Here is a 19,356-nt window from a genome sequence, read left to right on the forward strand (position 1 = left end):
TTATCGTTCTTCGCGGGCAAGCCCGCTCCCACAGGGAATTGTGATGAACACAGAAATTGTGAACGCCTTCAGAACCTGTGGGAGCGGGCTTGCCCGCGATAGCGTCAGATCAGGCACCGCAAACCTACTTGAACCGCCGCTCAACGCCTTTTTCCACGAGAATCTTCGCCGAAATCTCTTCCACCGAGAAATGCGTGGAATTGATATGCGGAATGTTCTCGCGGCGGAACAGGTTCTCCACTTCGCGCACTTCGAATTCGCACTGGGCGTAGCTCGAATAACGGCTGTTGGGCTTGCGCTCGTTGCGAATCGCAGTGAGGCGGTCCGGGTCGATGGTCAGGCCGAACAGCTTGTGCTGATGGGCGCGCAGGGCCGTCGGCAGGGTCAGGCGCTCCATGTCGTCTTCGGTCAGCGGATAGTTGGCCGCGCGGATACCGAACTGCATGGCCATGTACAGACACGTCGGCGTTTTGCCGCATCGCGACACGCCCACTAGTATCAGATCGGCTTTGTCGTAATAGTGGGTGCGCGCGCCGTCATCGTTGTCGAGGGCGAAGTTCACCGCCTCGATGCGCTCCATGTAATTGGAGTTGTGCCCAATGGAATGGGACTTGCCGACGGTGTAGGAAGAATGCTCGGTAAGCTCCTGTTCGAGCGGCGCGAGGAAGGTCGAGAAAATGTCGATCATGAAACCATTGGACGTTGCGAGAATCTCACGAATGTCCTGATTGACGATGGTGTCGAAGATGATCGGCCGAAAGCCGTCGGTTTCAGCGGCTTTGTTGATTTGTTGTACCATGGCCCGCGCTTTTTCCACGCTGTCGATGTAGGGCCGCGTGAATTTGCTGAAGGTAATGTTTTCGAACTGCGCCAACAGGCTTTGACCCAGGGTTTCGGCGGTAATGCCGGTGCCATCGGAGATGAAGAAAGCAGATCGTTTCATTTGCACCTTGGGCCTTAAGCTGATGAGCATTTCTGGATATGATAGGCGCGATTTGCCGGCCGCCATTGGCCCGCATTCTCACTTATTTTCCAGGTCCAGGCCATACAACCGGCCAAGGCTCCCCCGGGCCGCCGGTTTCTGAGCTTTTCCAACACAGTTAGTGGAGAGATCACCTTGGTAGAGTACGTAGTTTCCCTCGATAAGCTCGGCAAACACGATGTTGAGCATGTGGGGGGCAAGAACGCATCCCTGGGCGAGATGATCAGTAACCTGGCAGGCGCCGGTGTTTCGGTCCCCGGCGGCTTCGCCACGACGGCTCAGGCCTATCGTGACTTCCTCGAACTGAGCGGCCTGAACGAGCAGATCCACAAGGCCCTCGACGCGCTTGACGTCGACGACGTCAATGCCCTGGCCAAGACCGGCGCGCAGATCCGCCAATGGATCATGGACGCCGAATTCCCGGAAAAACTCAACACCGAGATCCGCACCGCGTTCGCCGCGCTGTCGGCGGGCAACCCTGACGTAGCCGTGGCCGTGCGTTCTTCTGCTACCGCCGAAGACCTGCCGGACGCCTCGTTCGCCGGTCAGCAGGAAACCTTCCTGAACATCCGTGGTGTGGAAAACGTAATCCGCGCCGCCAAAGAGGTGTTCGCTTCGCTGTTCAACGACCGTGCGATTTCCTACCGCGTGCACCAGGGCTTCGACCACAAACTGGTCGCCCTGTCGGCTGGCGTGCAGCGCATGGTGCGTTCGGAAACCGGCACCGCCGGCGTGATGTTCACCCTCGATACCGAATCGGGTTTCCGTGACGTGGTGTTCATCACCGGCGCTTACGGCCTGGGCGAAACCGTCGTACAAGGCGCGGTCAACCCGGATGAGTTCTACGTACACAAAGGCACGCTGGAGGCCGGTCGTCCGGCGATCCTGCGTCGCAATCTGGGCAGCAAAGCCATCAAGATGATCTACGGCGACGAGGCCAAGGCCGGTCGTTCGGTCAAGACCGTCGATGTCGACAAGGCCGAGCGCGCGCGTTTCTGCCTGACCGACGCCGAAGTCAGCGAGCTGGCCAAGCAGGCGATGATCATCGAGAAGCACTACGGCTGCCCGATGGACATCGAGTGGGCCAAGGACGGTGACGACGGCAAGCTGTACATCGTGCAAGCGCGTCCGGAAACCGTGAAAAGCCGCACCCAGGCCAACGTCATGGAACGTTACCTGCTGAAAGAAACCGGCACCGTGCTGGTGGAAGGCCGGGCGATCGGCCAGCGCATCGGCGCCGGCAAAGTACGGATCATCAAAGACGTCTCGGAAATGGACAAGGTCCAGCCGGGCGACGTGCTGGTTTCCGACATGACCGACCCGGACTGGGAACCGGTGATGAAGCGCGCCAGCGCCATCGTCACCAACCGTGGCGGGCGTACCTGCCACGCGGCGATCATCGCCCGTGAGCTGGGCATCCCGGCGGTGGTAGGTTGCGGCAACGCCACCCAGCTGCTGAAGGATGGCCAGGGCGTGACCGTATCCTGCGCCGAAGGCGACACCGGCTACATTTTCGAAGGCGAACTGGGCTTCGACATCAAGAAGAACTCCGTCGACGCCATGCCGGAGCTGCCGTTCAAGATCATGATGAACGTCGGCAACCCGGACCGCGCCTTCGACTTCGCCCAATTGCCGAACGCCGGCGTTGGTCTGGCGCGTCTGGAATTCATCATCAACCGCATGATCGGCGTGCACCCGAAAGCGCTGTTGAACTACGACGGCCTGCCGCAGGAAATCAAGGATAGCGTCGACAAGCGCATTGCCGGTTACAGCGACCCGGTCGACTTCTACGTCGACAAACTGGTGGAAGGCATCAGCACCCTGGCTGCAGCGTTCACGCCGAAAAAAGTCATCGTGCGTCTGTCGGACTTCAAGTCCAACGAATACGCCAACCTGATCGGCGGCAAGCTCTACGAGCCGGAAGAAGAAAACCCGATGCTGGGCTTCCGTGGCGCTTCGCGTTACATCAGCGAATCGTTCCGCGACTGCTTCGAACTCGAATGCCGCGCGCTGAAACGCGTGCGCAACGAGATGGGCCTGACCAACGTGGAAATCATGGTGCCGTTCGTCCGTACTCTCGGCGAAGCCAGCCAGGTGGTCGATCTGCTCGCCGAGAACGGCTTGAAGCGTGGCGAGAACGGTCTACGCGTAATCATGATGTGCGAACTGCCATCCAACGCGATTCTGGCTGAGGAATTCCTCGAATTCTTCGACGGTTTCTCGATCGGCTCCAACGACCTGACCCAACTGACGCTGGGTCTGGACCGTGACTCGGGGATCATCGCGCACCTGTTCGACGAACGTAATCCAGCGGTCAAGAAGCTGTTGGCCAACGCCATTCAGGCCTGCAACAAGGCTGGCAAGTACATCGGCATCTGCGGTCAGGGTCCTTCGGACCACCCGGATCTGGCCAAGTGGCTGATGGAACAGGGCATCGAGAGCGTGTCGCTGAACCCGGACACCGTGCTGGAAACCTGGTTCTTCCTCGCCGAAGGTCAGGCACAGGCTTGATCAACATGTGAACGGGCCGCGCCCCCTGTAGGAGCGAGCCTGCTCGCGAAGACGGAGCAACATTCACCATGGATGTTGATTGATACACCGCTTTCGCGAGCTGGCTCGCTCCCACAGGGGCCGGGCCTTGAGATTGAAGTAGGGCGGGCTCCATCGGATGCCGCCCTTTTTTGTGCAAGAGCATTATGCAAAGCAGCAGCAACCTGTTTCCTGTCGCGCTGATCAGCGCCGAGCGGCGCGGCGATCTGAGCGAAGACGTCTATCGATTGAAACCCGGCAACAGCCCGGACTGGTCCGTAGAGATCGCCGTCACCCGCCTGGGCATGGCCGATGACACGGCGCCACGCGGCGTGCCGGTGATTCTGTTGCACGGCAGCTTTTCCAATCGGCGCTTCTGGTTTTCCCCCAAAGGCCTCGGGCTCGGCGCGTATCTGACGCGGCTGGGCTTCGACGTGTGGATTCCGGAAATGCGCGGTCACGGCCTGTCCCAGCGCAACGAAGACTATCGGCGCAACCGCGTGGCCGATTATGCCCGTTACGATCTGCCGGCGATTGCCGCGTTCGTGCGTGAGCAAAGCGGACAGATCCCGCACTGGATCGGCCATTCGCTGGGCGGCATCACCCTGGCAGCAGCGCTCGGCGGCGAGTATCTCGGCGAACCGGCCGTGGCCTCGGCGGCGTTTTTCGGCACCCAGGTCAGCCGCACCTATTGGCCACTGAAGATTCCACCGGTGGAGTGGGGCGGGCGCTTTATTCTCAAGCGTTTCGCGCAGTTGTCCGGCTCACGCCTCAAACGCGGTCCGGAAGACGAACCGATCGGCCTGGCCATCGAAAGCATGCGCTGGTACGGCTTGTTCGGTCGCTTCGGCGACAAGGACAAGGACTGGTGGGCCGGACTTGCCGAGGTTCAGGTACCGGTGCTGGCGGTGACGGCAGCGGGCGATCATCAGGATCCGGCGTGGGCCTGCCGCAAGCTGTTCGAGCAGATCGGCTCAGAGTGCAAGCAGTTCATCAACCTGGGCCGCGAGCAGGGCTTCTCGGATAATTTCGGCCATGTCGAAATGCTGGTGAGCAAAGCTGCGCAGGCTGAAGTGTGGCCGCTGGTGGCGCGCTGGTTGAAGGATCAGCAGACACCGTTGCTTGCGCAGCCAGCGAATCTGGCCTCCGCAGTGTGAGGGGCGTTCCGTTCAGCCTGGCTTGCGGCTAAGATATGACGCATTGTGCGGTTCTGGTCATATTTCGTGACTGTTTAGCTATTACGTTTCAGGGTTTGTTCAGGTTGCGTCAGCGACCATGGCATGGACTAAGGTAAACAGCGACCGCCGGAACTCGTCTCATCAGAATGCGGCATCCCTTGATCGTCTTCCTTGTTACAGGAGTTTTTCGATGGAACATTACCTTACGCCTGACCTGTGCGACGCCTACCCGGAGCTGGTGCAGGTGCTGGAACCGATGTTCAGCAATTTCGGCGGCCGGGATTCCTTCGGCGGCGAAATCGTGACCATCAAGTGCTTCGAAGACAATTCGCTGGTCAAGGAGCAAGCCGAACTCAACGGCAAAGGCAAAGTGCTGGTGGTTGATGGCGGCGGTTCGCTGCGCCGCGCCCTGCTGGGCGACATGATCGCCGCCAAGGCCGCGCAGAACGGCTGGGAAGGGCTGGTGATCTACGGTTGCATCCGTGACGTCGACGTCATTGCCCAGACCGATCTCGGCGTGCAGGCGCTGGCCAGTCACCCGATGAAAACCGACAAGCGCGGCATTGGCGACCTCAACGTCCCGGTGACTTTCGCCGGTGTGACGTTTCACCCGGGCCAGTACATTTATGCGGACAACAACGGCGTGATCGTTTCGCCGACTCCGCTGAAAATGCCTGAATAAGGTTTTCGACAAGGGATGCGGATGTTCGAGGAAGAAAACGCGCAATGGGGGCTGGTACATGCCCTGGTACTGGACGGCAAGGGCGGTGCGCGTTCGATAGCCCGGACTGAGCTCGACGATTTGCAGCTGCAGGCCCATGAAAGCCTGTGGCTGCACTGGGATCGCAGCCATCCGCAGACCCAAACCTGGCTGCGCAAATCCAGCGGGCTCAACGAATTCACCTGCGATCTGCTGCTGGAAGAGAACACCCGCCCGCGTCTGTTGCCATTGCCCGACTCCGAGCTGCTGCTGTTTCTGCGCGGGGTCAATCTCAACCCGGGCGCCGAGCCGGAAGACATGGTCTCGGTGCGGATTTTTGCCTCCGCTCAGCGCGTGATTTCCCTGCGCTTGCGTCCGTTGCGCGCTACAGATGAGTTGCTGGCGCTGCTGGGGGAGGGCAAAGGTCCGAAAACGTCTTCTGAATTGATGCTGTATCTGGCGCAGTTCCTCACCAATAAAGTGCAGGATCTGGTCACGTGCCTGTCGGAAGTGGTCGATGAAGAGGAAGAAAAACTCGACGCCGACGAACGGTATACGCCCGAGCACGGGGCGATTTTGCACATCCGCCGTAGAGCGGCCGGGCTGAAGCGTTTTCTTGCGCCACAGCGGGATATTTTCGGACAGCTGACGCGGATAAAATTGCCGTGGTTCGTCGAAGACGACGCCGACTACTGGAACGAATTGAACAACAGCCTGACCCGTTATCTGGAAGAGCTCGAATTGACTCGAGAGCGTGTGGGGCTTGTGCTGGAGGCCGAAGACCGGCGTTTGAGCGTGCACATGAATCGCACCATGTACCGCTTCGGCATCATTACCTGCATCTTTTTGCCGATGAGTTTCATCACCGGTCTGCTGGGCATCAATGTCGGCGGTATTCCGTTTGCCGAAAGCCCGTATGGTTTCCTGATTGCCTGCCTGACGGTACTCGCCCTGGCGTTCGGTCAGTGGTGGTTGTTCCGTCGATTGCGCTGGGTGTGAACATGGCGTATGTGACCCGAGTAAAACTGCCCGCGTCTTTCACAGACATCACGAGAGGTGCGTATGCACGATCCGTTTGAACAGTCTTTGCGCGACATGCTCAACGCTTCGCCGTCCAGCCGCGACGACGATGCCTGCCTGGGCCGCGTACTCAAAACCGCCAACCGCCAGGTCGGCGCCGGTGATCTGTTCAGCCTGCTGGGCCGCTGGCTGCCCGCGCTGATGATCGCCCTGAACAATGGCTCGGCGCATGTCTCGCCGGTTTCCCGTCTTCGTAAAACCACTGCTCGCACTGCTGATAAGGCTGATTGAATATGGAACTTGATCTCTGGACTCAGAGCCTCGTCACTGCAATGACTGCGTTGTGGACCAAAGTCGCTAACTTCATTCCGAACCTGTTCGGCGCACTGGTTGTGCTGCTGTTGGGTTTCGTCGTGGCCAAGCTGCTCGACACCTTGCTCTCCAAATTGCTCGCAAAACTGGGCCTTGATCGCCTGATGGGCGGTACCGGGCTGACCAAGCTGATGTCGCGCGCCGGGCTGCAAGTGCCGATCTCGACGCTGATCGGTAAAATTGTCTACTGGTTCGTTCTGCTGATTTTTCTGGTTTCTGCGGCAGAATCCCTTGGCCTCGAGCGAGTTTCAGCTACGCTGGACATGCTGGCGTTGTATCTGCCGAAAGTATTCGGCGCCGCGCTGGTGCTGCTGGTCGGTGTCCTGCTGGCGCAACTGGCCAACGGGCTGGTGCGCGGCGCAGCAGAAGGCGTAGGGCTGGACTACGCTTCCGGGTTGGGACGGATCGCGCAGGGGCTGGTGATCATCATCAGCATCTCGGTGGCGATCAGCCAGCTCGAGGTCAAGACCGACCTGCTGAACCATGTAATTGTCATCGTTTTGATTACCGTTGGTCTGGCAGTTGCGCTGGCCATGGGTTTGGGAAGCCGGGAAATCGCCGGTCAGATTCTTGCGGGAATCTATGTGCGTGAGCTGTATGAGGTTGGGCAACAAGTGCGTGTTGGCGAGGTCGAAGGCCAGATCGAAGAGATCGGCACGGTTAAAACCACATTGCTGACCGATGAGGGTGAGCTAGTCTCTCTCTCCAATCGGATCCTGCTGGAACAGCATGTGAGTAGCCGCTAAACCGGCAAACCCTGCTAATGTATGCCGCCGCAAAATGCCAGCCAAGGCTGGTTGTGGCGGACATTGACCTGACTGTCGGCACGACTTGTTTTGAATAAAGCCCAACCGCTATCCACGCGCTACGACCCCCGCGAGCTCTCTGATGAGGAGTTGGTCGCGCGCTCGCATACCGAGCTGTTTCACGTAACGCGCGCCTACGAAGAGTTGATGCGGCGTTACCAGCGAACATTATTTAACGTCTGCGCGAGATATCTTGGGAACGATCGCGACGCAGACGATGTCTGTCAGGAAGTGATGCTGAAGGTGCTGTACGGCCTGAAGAACTTCGAGGGGAAATCGAAGTTCAAAACCTGGCTTTACAGCATCACTTACAACGAATGCATCACGCAGTATCGGAAGGAACGGCGTAAGCGTCGCTTGATGGACGCTCTCAGTCTGGACCCTCTTGAAGAAGCGTCTGAAGAAAAGGCGCCGAAGCCGGAGGAGAAGGGTGGGCTTGATCGCTGGCTGGTGTATGTGAATCCGATTGACCGCGAAATTCTGGTGCTACGATTTGTCGCAGAGCTGGAGTTTCAGGAGATCGCAGACATCATGCACATGGGTTTGAGTGCGACAAAAATGCGTTACAAACGCGCTCTAGATAAATTGCGTGAGAAATTTGCAGGCATTGCTGAAACTTAGTTCAGCGCAAATATCTCTTACGTGTAGGCAAGTTCTGATAGACTTGCCGCCGAGTTGTCCCCCGGTTTGCGGGACTGCTTCACAATCACCAGATGGGGATTTAACGGATGAAACTGAAAAACACCTTGGGCTTGGCCATTGGTTCTCTGATTGCCGCCACTTCGTTCGGCGCTCTGGCACAAGGCCAAGGCGCAGTTGAAATCGAAGGCTTCGCTAAGAAAGAACAATTCGACAGCGCTCGTAACTTCAAGAACAACGGCAACCTGTTCGGCGGTTCGATCGGTTACTTCCTGACCGACGACGTTGAACTGCGTCTGGGCTACGACGAAGTGCACAACGTACGTGCCGACGATGGCAAGAACGTCAAAGGCGCTAACACCGCTCTGGACGCTCTGTACCACTTCAACAACCCAGGCGACATGATTCGTCCATACGTTTCGGCCGGTTTCTCTGACCAGAGCATCGACCAGAACGGTTCGAACGGTCGTAACCGTTCCACCTTCGCCAACGTTGGCGGCGGTGCCAAGCTGTACTTCACCGAGAACTTCTACGCCCGTGCCGGCGTTGAAGCTCAGTACAACATCGACCAGGGCGACACCGAGTGGGCTCCTAGCGTCGGTATCGGTGTGAACTTCGGTGGCGGCTCCAAGCCAGCTGCTGCTCCAGTTCCAGCACCTGCTGAAGTCTGCTCCGACAGCGACAACGATGGCGTTTGCGACAACGTTGACAAGTGCCCGGACACCCCAGCCAACGTAACCGTTGACGCTGATGGCTGCCCAGCAGTTGCTGAAGTTGTTCGTGTTGAGCTGGACGTGAAATTCGACTTCGACAAGTCGGTAGTCAAGCCTAACAGCTACGGCGACATCAAAAACCTGGCTGACTTCATGAAGCAGTACCCATCCACCACCACTACTGTTGAAGGTCACACTGACTCCGTCGGTCCTGACGCTTACAACCAGAAACTGTCCGAGCGTCGTGCAAACGCCGTTAAGCAAGTTCTGACCAACCAGTACGGTGTTGAATCGTCCCGCGTTCAGTCTGTTGGCTACGGCGAATCCCGCCCAGTTGCTGACAACAAAACTGAAGCTGGCCGCGCTGTAAACCGTCGCGTAGAAGCGCAGGTTGAAGCTCAAGCTAAGTAATTAGCTGCCGCTGATGGAAAAGCCCGGCTCAGGCCGGGCTTTTCTTTGTCTGCGATTTGGCTTCGCCGCTTAAAGCGCCTGCGCGTTGTACGCCGTCCCGGAGCTACCGAAGGCTGCGATCTTTTGCTCTTGAGCAACAGCCGCCACCGCACCAATCACCAGAATCGCCGGACTTTTCAACTCAAACGCCGACGCATCCTCAGCCATCGCAGTCAGATCACTGCGACATTCACGCTGATGCGCCAAAGAAGCGTTTTCGATCATCGCCACCGGCGTATGCGCCGCCATCCCTCCCGCCAGCAGCTGATCACGAATCTCGCCCAGCTTGGCCACGCCCATGTAAACCACCAGCGTCGTTCCGCCTTGCGCCAACGCCTGCCAGTTCAACTGGCTGTCATCCTGAGTGTGCGCAGTCACCAGCGTTACCCCGCGCGCGACGCCACGCAACGTCAGCGGAATATCGCACTGCGTCGCCCCGGCCAGCCCGGCGGTAATGCCATTGACCAATTCCACTTCAACCCCGCGCTCGCGCAACCACTGCGCTTCTTCGCCACCGCGGCCGAAAATGCACGGATCGCCGCCCTTCAGGCGCACTACGCATTTGCCCTGGCGTGAATAACGCAGCATCAGCCGATGAATGAATGCCTGTGGCGTCGAACGGCAGCCGCCGCGCTTGCCAACGGGAATAACCCGCGCAGTCGGGCAGTGTTCCAGCACGGCGTCGTTGACCAGATCATCGATCATCACCACATCGGCCTCGCGCAATGCACGCACCGCTTTGAGCGTCAGCAACTCCGGATCGCCAGGGCCTGCGCCCACCAGCCAGACTTTCGCATTCATGGTGTTGTCCTCGTTAAATGACCGCGACCGGCCGCGCTTCGGCAGCCAGCAGACGCTTGATTTCCGGCACGCAGGAACCGCATTGCGTGCCGCATCGGAGATTGTTTTTCAGGCCTTGCAGATCCAGGCCCTGGCGAATGCCGGCGCAGACTGCGTTGAGGCTGACGTTTTCGCAATTGCACAAGGTCTTGTCGGTGGCGATCGCTCCGACAGTGCCCGGCGGCGCGCTCATCGGCGCGAGCAGCCAGCGCCGCAGTTGTTGGTCGGCACGGCCCTCCAGCCACAGGCTTTGCAGCCAGTGTTGCGCCAGGGTTTCGCCGGCGAGGCGAATCGCAGTGATACGGCCGTTTTCGATACGCACCCGCTTGCCGATGGCTCGGCGAGGGTCGTCGTAGGCCAGAACCGGGCCATCCAGCAGCGAGAGGCACTGGTCGATCTCGCCCAGCAGCTGTGGATCGGGCGCCTCAGCGTGTGCAGCACGTATCAGCAACGCTGGCCGCTCACGCCCGACAAGGCTGAGGCTGACGTAGGAAAACGCCTCGCACAGCGGTCGTAGCGTCTCGAAATGCCGCTGAACATCACCCTCGATCAAGGCGAACAGTTGCCACGGCAGGTTGACTGCCTCCAGACGCACGCCGCTGTGCTTGAGCTCCGGTTGTTTGGACAGCGGATCAAACGCCGACAAGGTCAGCGTGTTGACGCCGCCCTTGAGATAGCGATCGCCCCAGTGCATCGGCAGGAACGCCTGGCCCGGACGCACGCTGTCGTCGCTGCCGACCGCAACAATCACCGCGCCACGGCGGCTTTTCAGATTAACCAGATCACCGGGCTGCAAGCGGTGCCGACGCATTTCGTCAGGGTGCAGGCTCAGCACGGCTTCGCTGACGTGGCCGAACAATTGCGCGGCGGTGCCGGTGCGGCTCATGCCGTGCCACTGGTCACGCAGGCGACCGGTGATCAAAGTCAGCGGGAAGCGCGCGTCGCGTTGTTCCTTGGCGGCGCGGTACGGATCGGCAATGAATTGCGCGCGGCCGCTGGCCGTAGGAAAGACGCCGTCTTCGTAGAGTCGTGTGGTGCCTTGCCGGGCGCCGGCAGGGAAGGGCCATTGCTGCGGACCGATCTCGTCGATCAAGGCATGACTGATTCCGCACAGATCCAGGTCTCGCCCTTGGGTCAGCGCTTTGAATTCATCAAACAACTGCGAAGGCTGATCGAAAGCGAAAAGACTTGGCTGCCGAGGACGCAGACGTTTCTCCAGACGCTGTGCGAAATCCACCGTGATCGCCCAGTCCGGCCGCGCTTCGCCCGGTGCGACAACCGCTTTGCGCACGTGGGAAATGCGCCGTTCGGAGTTGGTCACCGAACCTTCTTTCTCGCCCCAACTGGCGGCGGGTAACAGCAGGTCGGCAAATGCAGCGGTTTCGGTGGTGCGAAAGGCTTCCTGCAACACTACAAAAGGGCAGGCCTCAAGCGCTGCGCGGACTGCGCTCTGATCAGGCATCGATTGCGCCGGGTTGGTACAGGCGATCCACAGTGCTTTGATTTTGCCGCTGCGCAGGTTTTCGAACAGTTCGATGGCGCTAAGGCCCGGCGTCTCGGGCAAGCTCTCCACGCCCCAGTACGCCGCCACTTCGGCGCGATGTTCCGGGTTGGCGGCATCGCGATGGCCCGGTAGCAGATTGGACAGACTGCCGGTTTCCCGCCCGCCCATGGCATTTGGCTGACCCGTCAGGGAGAAAGGTCCAGCACCTGGCCGGCCAATTTGCCCGGTGGCCAGGTGCAGATTGATCAGCGCACTGTTTTTTGCGCTGCCGGCGGTGGACTGATTCAGGCCCATGCACCACAGCGACAGGAAGCTCGGCGCAGTGCCGACCCATTCTGCGCATTGCTGCAGTTGCTCGATGCTGATGCCGCACAGTTGCGAAACCATTTGCGGCGTGTAATCGCGGACCAGGGTTTTAAGATCGGCGAGGCCTTCGGTGTGCGCCTTGATGAAATCGCGATCAATCCAGTCTTCCCACAACAGCAGATGCAAAATCCCATGGAACAAAGCGACATCGGTGCCCGGAAGAATCGCCAGATGCAGGTCAGCCAAATCGCAGGTATCGGTACGACGCGGGTCGATCACGATGACTTTCATCTGCGGGCGACGGGATTTGGCTTCCTCCAGTCGACGGAAAAGTACCGGATGTGCGTAGGCCATGCTACTGCCGACGATCATCACGCAGTCGCTCAGCTCCAGATCCTCATAACTGCACGGCGGGGCATCTGCGCCGAGGCTGCGTTTGTAGCCGACCACCGCCGAGGACATGCACAGCCGCGAATTGCTGTCGATGTTGTTGGTGCCGACCAGCGCCCGCGCCAGTTTGTTGAAGGCGTAGTAGTCCTCGGTGAGCAACTGTCCGGAGATGTAGAACGCCACGCTGTCCGGGCCGTGCTCGGCGATGGTTTCGGCGAACACGTTGGTCGCGTGGTCGAGGGCGGTATCCCAGTCAGTACGGCCGCGCGCCAGGCCTTTGCCCAGGCGCAGTTCCGGGTACAAGGCGCGGGCGGCGAGGTCGCCGGTCAGGTGCAGCGTCGAGCCTTTGCTGCACAGTTTGCCGAAGTTGGCCGGGTGCGCCGGATCGCCGCTGACGCCGAGGATGCGCTCGCCGTCATGCTCGATCAGTACGCCGCAGCCGACCCCGCAGTAACAGCAGGTCGAGGCGGTCGTCTGGCGGTTCATCAGATGGCGTCCCGCAGGGCCAGTTGCACCCGGCCATTCTCGACCCGCGCCGGATGATGGTGGGCGCAGCCGATGTCCGGCGCCTGGGCTTCGCCGGTTTCGAGGTCGATCTGCCAGTTATGCAGCGGGCAGGCCACGCGCTTGCCATAGATCAGGCCCTGCGACAGCGGCCCGCCCTTGTGCGGGCAGCGGTCATCGAGTGCGAAAACCTCGTCGTCGCTTGTACGAAAAATCGCGATGTCTCCTTTCGGCCCGGCAATGATCCGCGAACCGAGGGCGTTGATCTCTTCCAGCGCACAGATATCGAGCCAGTTCATGCCGGCACCTCCAGGTTTTTCACGGGGATCACGTCGAATTCTTTCTTCAGTTGCGGCTGCGCCAGGCGCTCTTTCCATGGGTCCTGTTCGAACGACAGGGAGAATTGCAGCCGCTCGTTGAGGGCCTTGCGCCGCTCGGCGTCTTCGAGCACGTTCTTCTTGATGTGCTCCATGCCGACCCGTTGCAGGTAATGCACGGTGCGTTCGAGGTAGAAGGCTTCCTCGCGGTAGAGCTGCAGGAACGCGCCGTTGTATTCGCGGACTTCCTCGGCAGTTTTCAGTTTGACGAAGAACTCGGCGACTTCGGTCTTGATCCCGCCGTTGCCACCGATGTACATCTCCCAGCCGGAGTCGACGCCGATAATTCCTACGTCCTTGATGCCCGCTTCCGAGCAGTTGCGTGGGCAACCGGACACCGCCAGCTTCACCTTGTGCGGCGACCACATGTTGAACAGGTCGTGCTCGAGCTCGATGCCCAGTTGCGTCGAGTTCTGCGTGCCGAAACGGCAGAACTCGCTGCCAACGCAGGTTTTCACCGTGCGGATGGATTTGCCGTAGGCGTGGCCGGACGGCATGTCGAGGTCTCTCCAGACGCCGGGCAGATCCTGCTTCTTGATCCCCAGCAAGTCGATGCGCTGACCGCCGGTGACCTTGACCATCGGCACGTTGTACTTGTCGGCCACATCGGCGATCCGCCGCAGTTCCGATGGGTTGGTCACGCCGCCCCACATGCGCGGCACCACCGAATAGGTGCCGTCCTTCTGAATGTTGGCGTGGGCGCGTTCGTTGATCAGACGCGATTGCGGGTCGTCCTTGGCCTCGCCCGGCCAGGTGGAAATCAGGTAGTAGTTGAGCGCCGGGCGACAGGTCGCGCAGCCATTCGGTGTGCGCCAGTTCAGGTAACTCATGGTCTCGGCGATGGTCAGCAGGTGTTCCTGACGGATCGCCTGACGAATCTGCCCGTGGTTGAGATCGCTGCAACCGCAGATGGCTTTTTCGCTTTTCGGTTTGACGTCCGCCGCGCCACCCACGGTGTTAATCAGGATCTGCTCGACCAGCCCGGCGCAGGAGCCGCAGGAGCTGGCAGCCTTGGTGTGTTTCTTCACTTCGTCGACGCTGAACAGGCCGTGTTCCTGAATCGCCTTGACGATGGTGCCCTTGCAGACACCGTTGCAGCCACACACTTCGGCGCTGTCGGCCATGACCATGGCTTTGTCCTGGCCCTGATGTCCTACGTCGCCTAGGGCGTTTTCGCCGAACATGAGGTGATCGCGGATCTCGCCGATGGCGTGATTCTCACGAATCTGCCGGAAATACCAACCGCCATCTGCCGTATCGCCGTACAGACAGGCGCCGACCAGCACGTCATCCTTGATCACCAGTTTTTTGTACACGCCGCCGATAGGGTCGGAGAGGGTGATGGTCTCGGTGCCTTCGCCGCCCATGAAATCGCCGGCGGAGAACAGGTCGATGCCGGTGACTTTCAATTTGGTTGAAGTCACCGAGCCCTGATAGCGAGCGAAACCCAGTTGCGCGAGGTGATTGGCGCAGACCTTGGCTTGTTCGAACAGCGGCGCAACGAGGCCGTAGGCAATGCCGCGATGGCTGGCGCATTCGCCGATTGCGTAGATGCGCGGGTCGTAGGTTTGCAGGGTGTCGTTGACCAGAATCCCGCGATTGCACGGAATGCCGGCCTTTTCTGCCAGTTCAGTGTTGGGACGGATGCCGGCGGCCATTACCACCAGATCGGCAGGGATGATGTCGCCGTTCTTGAACTGCACCGAGCCGACCCGGCCATTGCCGGCGTCGTGCAGGGCTTGGGTCTGTTCGCACAGGCGAAAATGCAGGCCACGGGATTCCAGCGCCGATTGCAGAAGCTGGCCGCTGGTCTTGTCCAGTTGCCGCTCCAGCAGCCATTCGCCGAGGTGCACCACGGTCACGTGCATGCCGCGCAGCATCAGGCCGTTGGCCGCTTCGAGGCCGAGCAGACCGCCGCCGATGACCACGGCGTGCTTGTGGGTCCTGGCGGTGTCGATCATGGCCTGGGTGTCGGCGATGTCGCGATAACCGATCACGCCCTGCAAGGTGTTGCCGGGGATTGGCAGAATGAATGGGGTCGAGCCGGTGGCGATCAATAGACGGTCATACTCGGCCTCGGTGCCGTCCTCGGCGATTACCCGGCGCTTGACCCGGTCGATCTCCACCACTTTGCGGTTGAGCAGCAACTTGATGTTGTTTTCCAGGTACCAGTCGAGGTCGTTCAGCACGATCTCTTCGAAGGTCTGCTCACCGGCCAGCACCGGCGACAGCAGGATGCGGTTGTAGTTGGTGTGCGGTTCGGCGCCGAAGACGGTGATGTCGTAGAGCTCGTCGCTCAGCTTGAGCAGTTCTTCCAGGGTTCGGACCCCGGCCATGCCATTGCCGATCATCACTAGTTTGAGTTTTTTCATCAGGTTCTCCGGGAGCTGCGGCTGGCCTCTGGTGGGCCGTCGGGCCTTGCTCGACAAATTTCGCGCAAACAAAAAAAGGCGTCCCGCTAGTTGCCTAGCGAGGACGCCTTTGTCCTGGTCCCGTTCTCTCGGGAAGCGCAGCCTTCGTCGTTGAAGGTTGGGCTTTATGTATGGTGAAAAGGGTAATGCAGTGGTTGTGCCAACTTGTTATGGCGCCGCAATTGCTGGTTTTTTTGCCCGATTGGAGCTGGCTCGATGCACTTTCTCGAGGCGTGTTGCGCTTTTTTGGAGCGCAGGATCAAAAGATCGCGGCCTTCGGCAGCTCCTACAGGTGTACGCAACCAACTGTAGGAGCTGCCGAAGGCTGCGATCTTTTCAGGGCTGATGAAACAACAGAACCAGCAGCACCACATTCCCCAGCAATGCCACCAAAGCCATGGTCCGCCAGACCTTCAACGGCTCCCGCTCCAACAAAGGCCGGGGCCGCACACTCAAACTTTGCCGCTCACCCTGTTCCAGCACCAGCAGCCACTCTTCAGCGGTTTCGAAGCGTTGCTGCGGATCGGCGGCAACGCCACGTTCCAGACTTTGCGCCAGCCATTCCGGCAAGTCCGGGCGATAGCGACTGGCACTCACCGGCACGCCGAATCGGGGCCGCTGGAATGCTTCTATTTCGCCGTAGGGAAAATGCCCGGTGAGCAGATAATAGAGAGTGACGCCGACAGAATACAAATCCTGCTGCGCACTTGGCGACTCGCCGCGAAACGCTTCCGGGGCGATGAAACTAGGCGTTCCCGGCAGGGTCGACGGCGCGTCCTCCGACAATCCCGGGCAATAAGCCAGGCCGAAATCTAGCAGGCGCAGTTCGCCGTCATCCCCCAGCAGCAGGTTTTCCGGTTTGATGTCGCGGTGCAGAATCTGCCGCCGATGCAGCAGCCCGACCGCGCGCAATAGCCGTTCGGCGATGTCCTGCCACTGCGCCAAAGGCAACGGGCCGCTGTGTTGAAACACGTCGGCCAGCGTCGTCCCCGCGTATTCGCGCATGACGTAATACAAATGCTGACGCTGAGTGCAGGCATGGATTTGTGGAAAATGCCGGCCGGCCACGCGCTTGAGGAACCATTCTTCCGACAGCAGCGCCTGCCCGGCTTGCGGATCGTCGGCCAGGCGCGCCGGTAAGGTCTTCAACAGCCAAGGCTGGCCCTGACTATCGAGCACGCGATACAGCAATGATTGCTGGCTCTGGCCGATGATGCCTTGCACCTGCCAGCCTTCAAACGCTTGCCCGGGTTTCAGCGTTGGCGGCAGTGGCCATTGCTGCAATTGCACCAGCGCATCGCCAATGCTCGCTTCGCCCAGCGCATCGACGCGCACCAGCAGGGCACTGGCGTTGTCCTGACTGCCGGCCAGATGCGCGGCGTTGACCAAGGTTTGCGCCGCGCTGTGCAGATCCACTTGATCGCGCAGAATCGCGGCGATCGCGGTATCGCCCAAGGTCGACCAGACGCCGTCGCTGAGCAGCACGAAGCTTTCGCCCTCACGCAGTTCGCCGTCGAGGAAATCCAGGACCAGATGCTGATCGAGCCCGAGCGCACGCTTGAGCACGTGTTGCATGCCCGGTTGCTCCCAGACGTGATCCTCGCTGATGCGCTGCAAGCGCTCGGCGTGCCAGCGATAGACCCGGCAATCGCCGACGTGGGCGAGGGTGAAGCGTCGACCGCGCATCACCAGCGCGCTGACTGTGGTCAGCAGCGGTTGCCCGCCGCCGTTGGCCTGCAGCCAGCGATTTTGCGCGAGCAGCAGGCGATCCAGCGCCTGGGCCACGCTCCAGGTTTCCGGCGTGGCAAAGTAGTCCAGCGCCAGGGCCTGCAAGGTCGAACGCGCGGCGAGGCCGCCATCGGCGCACTGGCTGACGCCGTCGGCGATGGCGAAAAGATAACCCTTGCTCACCGCCAGTGCCGGCGCCGGTGTCACTGAACGCAGGGCGTCCTGATTCTCCGCGCGCGGGCCGGTGGCGCTGGCTTCGGCGAAACTCAGCTGCAGGGCCATTGAGGCCTCAGACCCGCGCCGCTGTCACCGCCGCCGAGCCCCAGGTGGTTCTCCAGCGACGCTTGACGCCGTGCAGGCCAAACCATGCCAGCACGCCGAGGCTGGCGAACAACCACAGCGCCAATTGATAACTGCCGGTGCTTTGCTTGATCGCGCCCATACCGGCCGCGAGGGCGAAGCCGCCGATGCCGCCGGCCATGCCGATCAGCCCGGTCATCACGCCGATCTCCAGACGAAAACGCTGCGGCACCAATTGGAAAACCGCACCGTTGCCGGCGCCCAAGCCGAGCATGGTGCAGACGAAAAGCGCCAGCGCCGCGTAAGAGCTTGGCAGATTGAAGCCCACCGCTGCGATGCAGATGGCAGCGACGGTGTACATCGCCAGCAAGGTGCGGATGCCGCCGAAGCGATCGGCCAGCGCGCCACCCAGTGGCCGCATCAGGCTGCCGCCGAACACGCAGGCAGCGGTGTAGTAGCCGGCGGTCACCGGGCTCAGACCGTATTGATCGTTGAAGTAACCGGGCAGGGCGCTGGCCAGGCCGATGAAGCCGCCGAAGGTGACGCTGTAGAAAAACATGAACCACCAGCTGTCGCGATCACCGAGGGCCTTGAAGTAGTCGGCCATGGCTTTCGGTTTTGGCCGCTGCGGGGCGTTTTTTGCCAACAGGGCGAATAGCACCAAAGTCAGGACCAGCGGGATCAGGGCAAACCCGAAGACATTGCTCCAGCCGAACGCGGCGGCAATCACTGGCGCCAGCAGCGCGGCGAACACGGTGCCGGAGTTGCCGGCGCCGGCGATGCCCATGGCTTTGCCTTGATGTTCTGGTGGATACCACTGCGAGGCCAGCGGCAGGGCCACGGCAAACGACGCGCCGGCCATGCCGAGGAACAGGCCGAGGATCAGCGCCTGTTCATAACTGTGGATGCCCAGTTTCCAGGCGCCGAACAGCGCGCAGATGACGATGACCTGGCCGATCAGCCCGGCGGTCTTCGGCGACAAGCGATCAGCGAGCATGCCCATGGCGAAGCGCAACACCGCGCCGGCCAGAATCGGCGTGGCGACGACAAGTCCGCGTTGCTGGGTGGTCAGGTGCAGGTCGGCGGCAATCTGCACCGCCAGCGGGCCGAGCAGGTACCAGACCATGAAGCTCAGGTCGAAATACAGGAAGGCCGCGAACAGGGTCGGGGTATGGCCGGATTTCCAGAAGCTTGAATTCATCGCGCACCTCGGCTGAAAAGAGTCTCGAAAGGAGTCATGCACAGCAGGTGGAGCGCCTCACGGCCGCACCACCGGCCCCGTTCTGTGGGGCCAAAACGCAAAAACGCCGCTACCTGATTCGCCGGGGGGCGAACGGGGTGAGCGACGTCTTTGTCGTAGGTGGGGCAACCGCCGTTGGTTACCTGTGCGGTTTACTTAGCGAGATTTGTGCCAACAGCTGAAAAGCAAAAGCCCCTCACCCTAGCCCTCTCCCAGAGGGAGAGGGAACCGAGCGGGGGATGGCCGAATCATTTGCCGATCTGAACGATTTCGAGTGAATCCATAATCGACTCGGTCGTTCAGGTCGGCGGACAGCGCCAGACAACGCGGTCGGTCCCCTCTCCCTCCGGGAGAGGGCTAGGGTGAG

The 19,356-nt window shown here is 60.5% G+C and carries 15 protein-coding genes; 8 read left to right on the forward strand and 7 right to left on the reverse strand.

The genetic code is table 11. The features are described 5' to 3' along the window. Positions 1–124 precede the first annotated feature (124 nt). Entirely contained in the window at positions 125–943 is an 819-nt protein-coding gene (locus AB9L16_RS08205; RefSeq protein WP_016773826.1) for a pyruvate, water dikinase regulatory protein, read from the reverse strand. A gap of 174 nt (positions 944–1,117) precedes the next feature. On the opposite strand from AB9L16_RS08205, the gene ppsA reads away from it, so the two are divergent. From ppsA to AB9L16_RS08245, 8 genes are all read left to right on the forward strand, one after another. Further along, the gene (ppsA, locus tag AB9L16_RS08210; protein ID WP_056784146.1) at positions 1,118–3,493 is read left to right on the forward strand and encodes a phosphoenolpyruvate synthase; all 2,376 of its coding nucleotides are present in this window, start codon (positions 1,118–1,120) and stop codon (positions 3,491–3,493) included. A gap of 185 nt (positions 3,494–3,678) precedes the next feature. Next, the gene (locus AB9L16_RS08215) at positions 3,679–4,668 is read left to right on the forward strand and encodes an alpha/beta fold hydrolase (RefSeq protein WP_252877761.1); all 990 of its coding nucleotides are present in this window, start codon (positions 3,679–3,681) and stop codon (positions 4,666–4,668) included. A 211-nt stretch (positions 4,669–4,879) separates the two neighbouring features. Beyond that, the gene (gene rraA / locus AB9L16_RS08220; RefSeq protein WP_039762996.1) at positions 4,880–5,371 is read left to right on the forward strand and encodes a ribonuclease E activity regulator RraA; all 492 of its coding nucleotides are present in this window, start codon (positions 4,880–4,882) and stop codon (positions 5,369–5,371) included. 21 nt (positions 5,372–5,392) lie between these two features. Further along, positions 5,393–6,388, forward strand: a complete 996-nt coding sequence (locus AB9L16_RS08225; RefSeq protein ID WP_016773830.1) for a zinc transporter ZntB — start codon at positions 5,393–5,395, stop codon at positions 6,386–6,388. A 63-nt stretch (positions 6,389–6,451) separates the two neighbouring features. After that, the gene (locus AB9L16_RS08230; protein WP_003223293.1) at positions 6,452–6,700 is read left to right on the forward strand and encodes a hypothetical protein; all 249 of its coding nucleotides are present in this window, start codon (positions 6,452–6,454) and stop codon (positions 6,698–6,700) included. Positions 6,701–6,702: 2 nt separating this feature from the next. Continuing rightward, positions 6,703–7,527, forward strand: a complete 825-nt coding sequence (locus tag AB9L16_RS08235) for a mechanosensitive ion channel domain-containing protein (RefSeq protein ID WP_016773831.1) — start codon at positions 6,703–6,705, stop codon at positions 7,525–7,527. A 90-nt stretch (positions 7,528–7,617) separates the two neighbouring features. Continuing rightward, positions 7,618–8,208 (forward strand): RNA polymerase sigma factor SigX, encoded by a 591-nt coding sequence (sigX, locus tag AB9L16_RS08240; RefSeq protein WP_016773832.1) that lies wholly within the window; start codon positions 7,618–7,620, stop codon positions 8,206–8,208. Between the two features lie 107 nt (positions 8,209–8,315). Further along, entirely contained in the window at positions 8,316–9,350 is a 1,035-nt protein-coding gene (locus AB9L16_RS08245; RefSeq protein ID WP_039762998.1) for an OmpA family protein, read from the forward strand. Between the two features lie 69 nt (positions 9,351–9,419). Here AB9L16_RS08245 and cobA read toward each other — a convergent pair whose 3' ends face one another. The 6 genes from cobA to AB9L16_RS08275 all read right to left on the reverse strand — a co-directional run bounded on the left by cobA (position 9,420) and on the right by AB9L16_RS08275 (position 18,950). Next, positions 9,420–10,190 (reverse strand): uroporphyrinogen-III C-methyltransferase, encoded by a 771-nt coding sequence (gene cobA, locus AB9L16_RS08250; RefSeq protein ID WP_056784150.1) that lies wholly within the window; start codon positions 10,188–10,190, stop codon positions 9,420–9,422. A 13-nt stretch (positions 10,191–10,203) separates the two neighbouring features. Beyond that, entirely contained in the window at positions 10,204–12,915 is a 2,712-nt protein-coding gene (locus tag AB9L16_RS08255) for a molybdopterin-dependent oxidoreductase (RefSeq protein WP_375123342.1), read from the reverse strand. Continuing rightward, positions 12,915–13,232 carry a nitrite reductase small subunit NirD gene (gene nirD / locus AB9L16_RS08260; RefSeq protein WP_016773836.1) on the reverse strand — a complete coding sequence of 106 codons (318 nt, stop codon included), beginning with the start codon at positions 13,230–13,232 and terminating at the stop codon, positions 12,915–12,917. Before nirD ends, AB9L16_RS08255 begins: the two co-directional genes overlap by 1 nt. Next, entirely contained in the window at positions 13,229–15,682 is a 2,454-nt protein-coding gene (nirB, locus tag AB9L16_RS08265; protein ID WP_056784156.1) for a nitrite reductase large subunit NirB, read from the reverse strand. Before nirB ends, nirD begins: the two co-directional genes overlap by 4 nt. Positions 15,683–16,057: 375 nt before the next feature. Next, a complete protein-coding gene (locus tag AB9L16_RS08270; RefSeq protein ID WP_375123343.1) occupies positions 16,058–17,731 on the reverse strand; it encodes a protein kinase in 1,674 nt (557 codons plus the stop codon). 7 nt (positions 17,732–17,738) lie between these two features. Continuing rightward, a complete protein-coding gene (locus AB9L16_RS08275; RefSeq protein WP_016773839.1) occupies positions 17,739–18,950 on the reverse strand; it encodes a NarK/NasA family nitrate transporter in 1,212 nt (403 codons plus the stop codon). Between the last annotated feature and the right edge of the window lie 406 nt (positions 18,951–19,356).

Source organism: Pseudomonas sp. LW8 (assembly GCF_041956865.1).
Lineage (GTDB): Bacteria > Pseudomonadota > Gammaproteobacteria > Pseudomonadales > Pseudomonadaceae > Aquipseudomonas > Aquipseudomonas siliginis.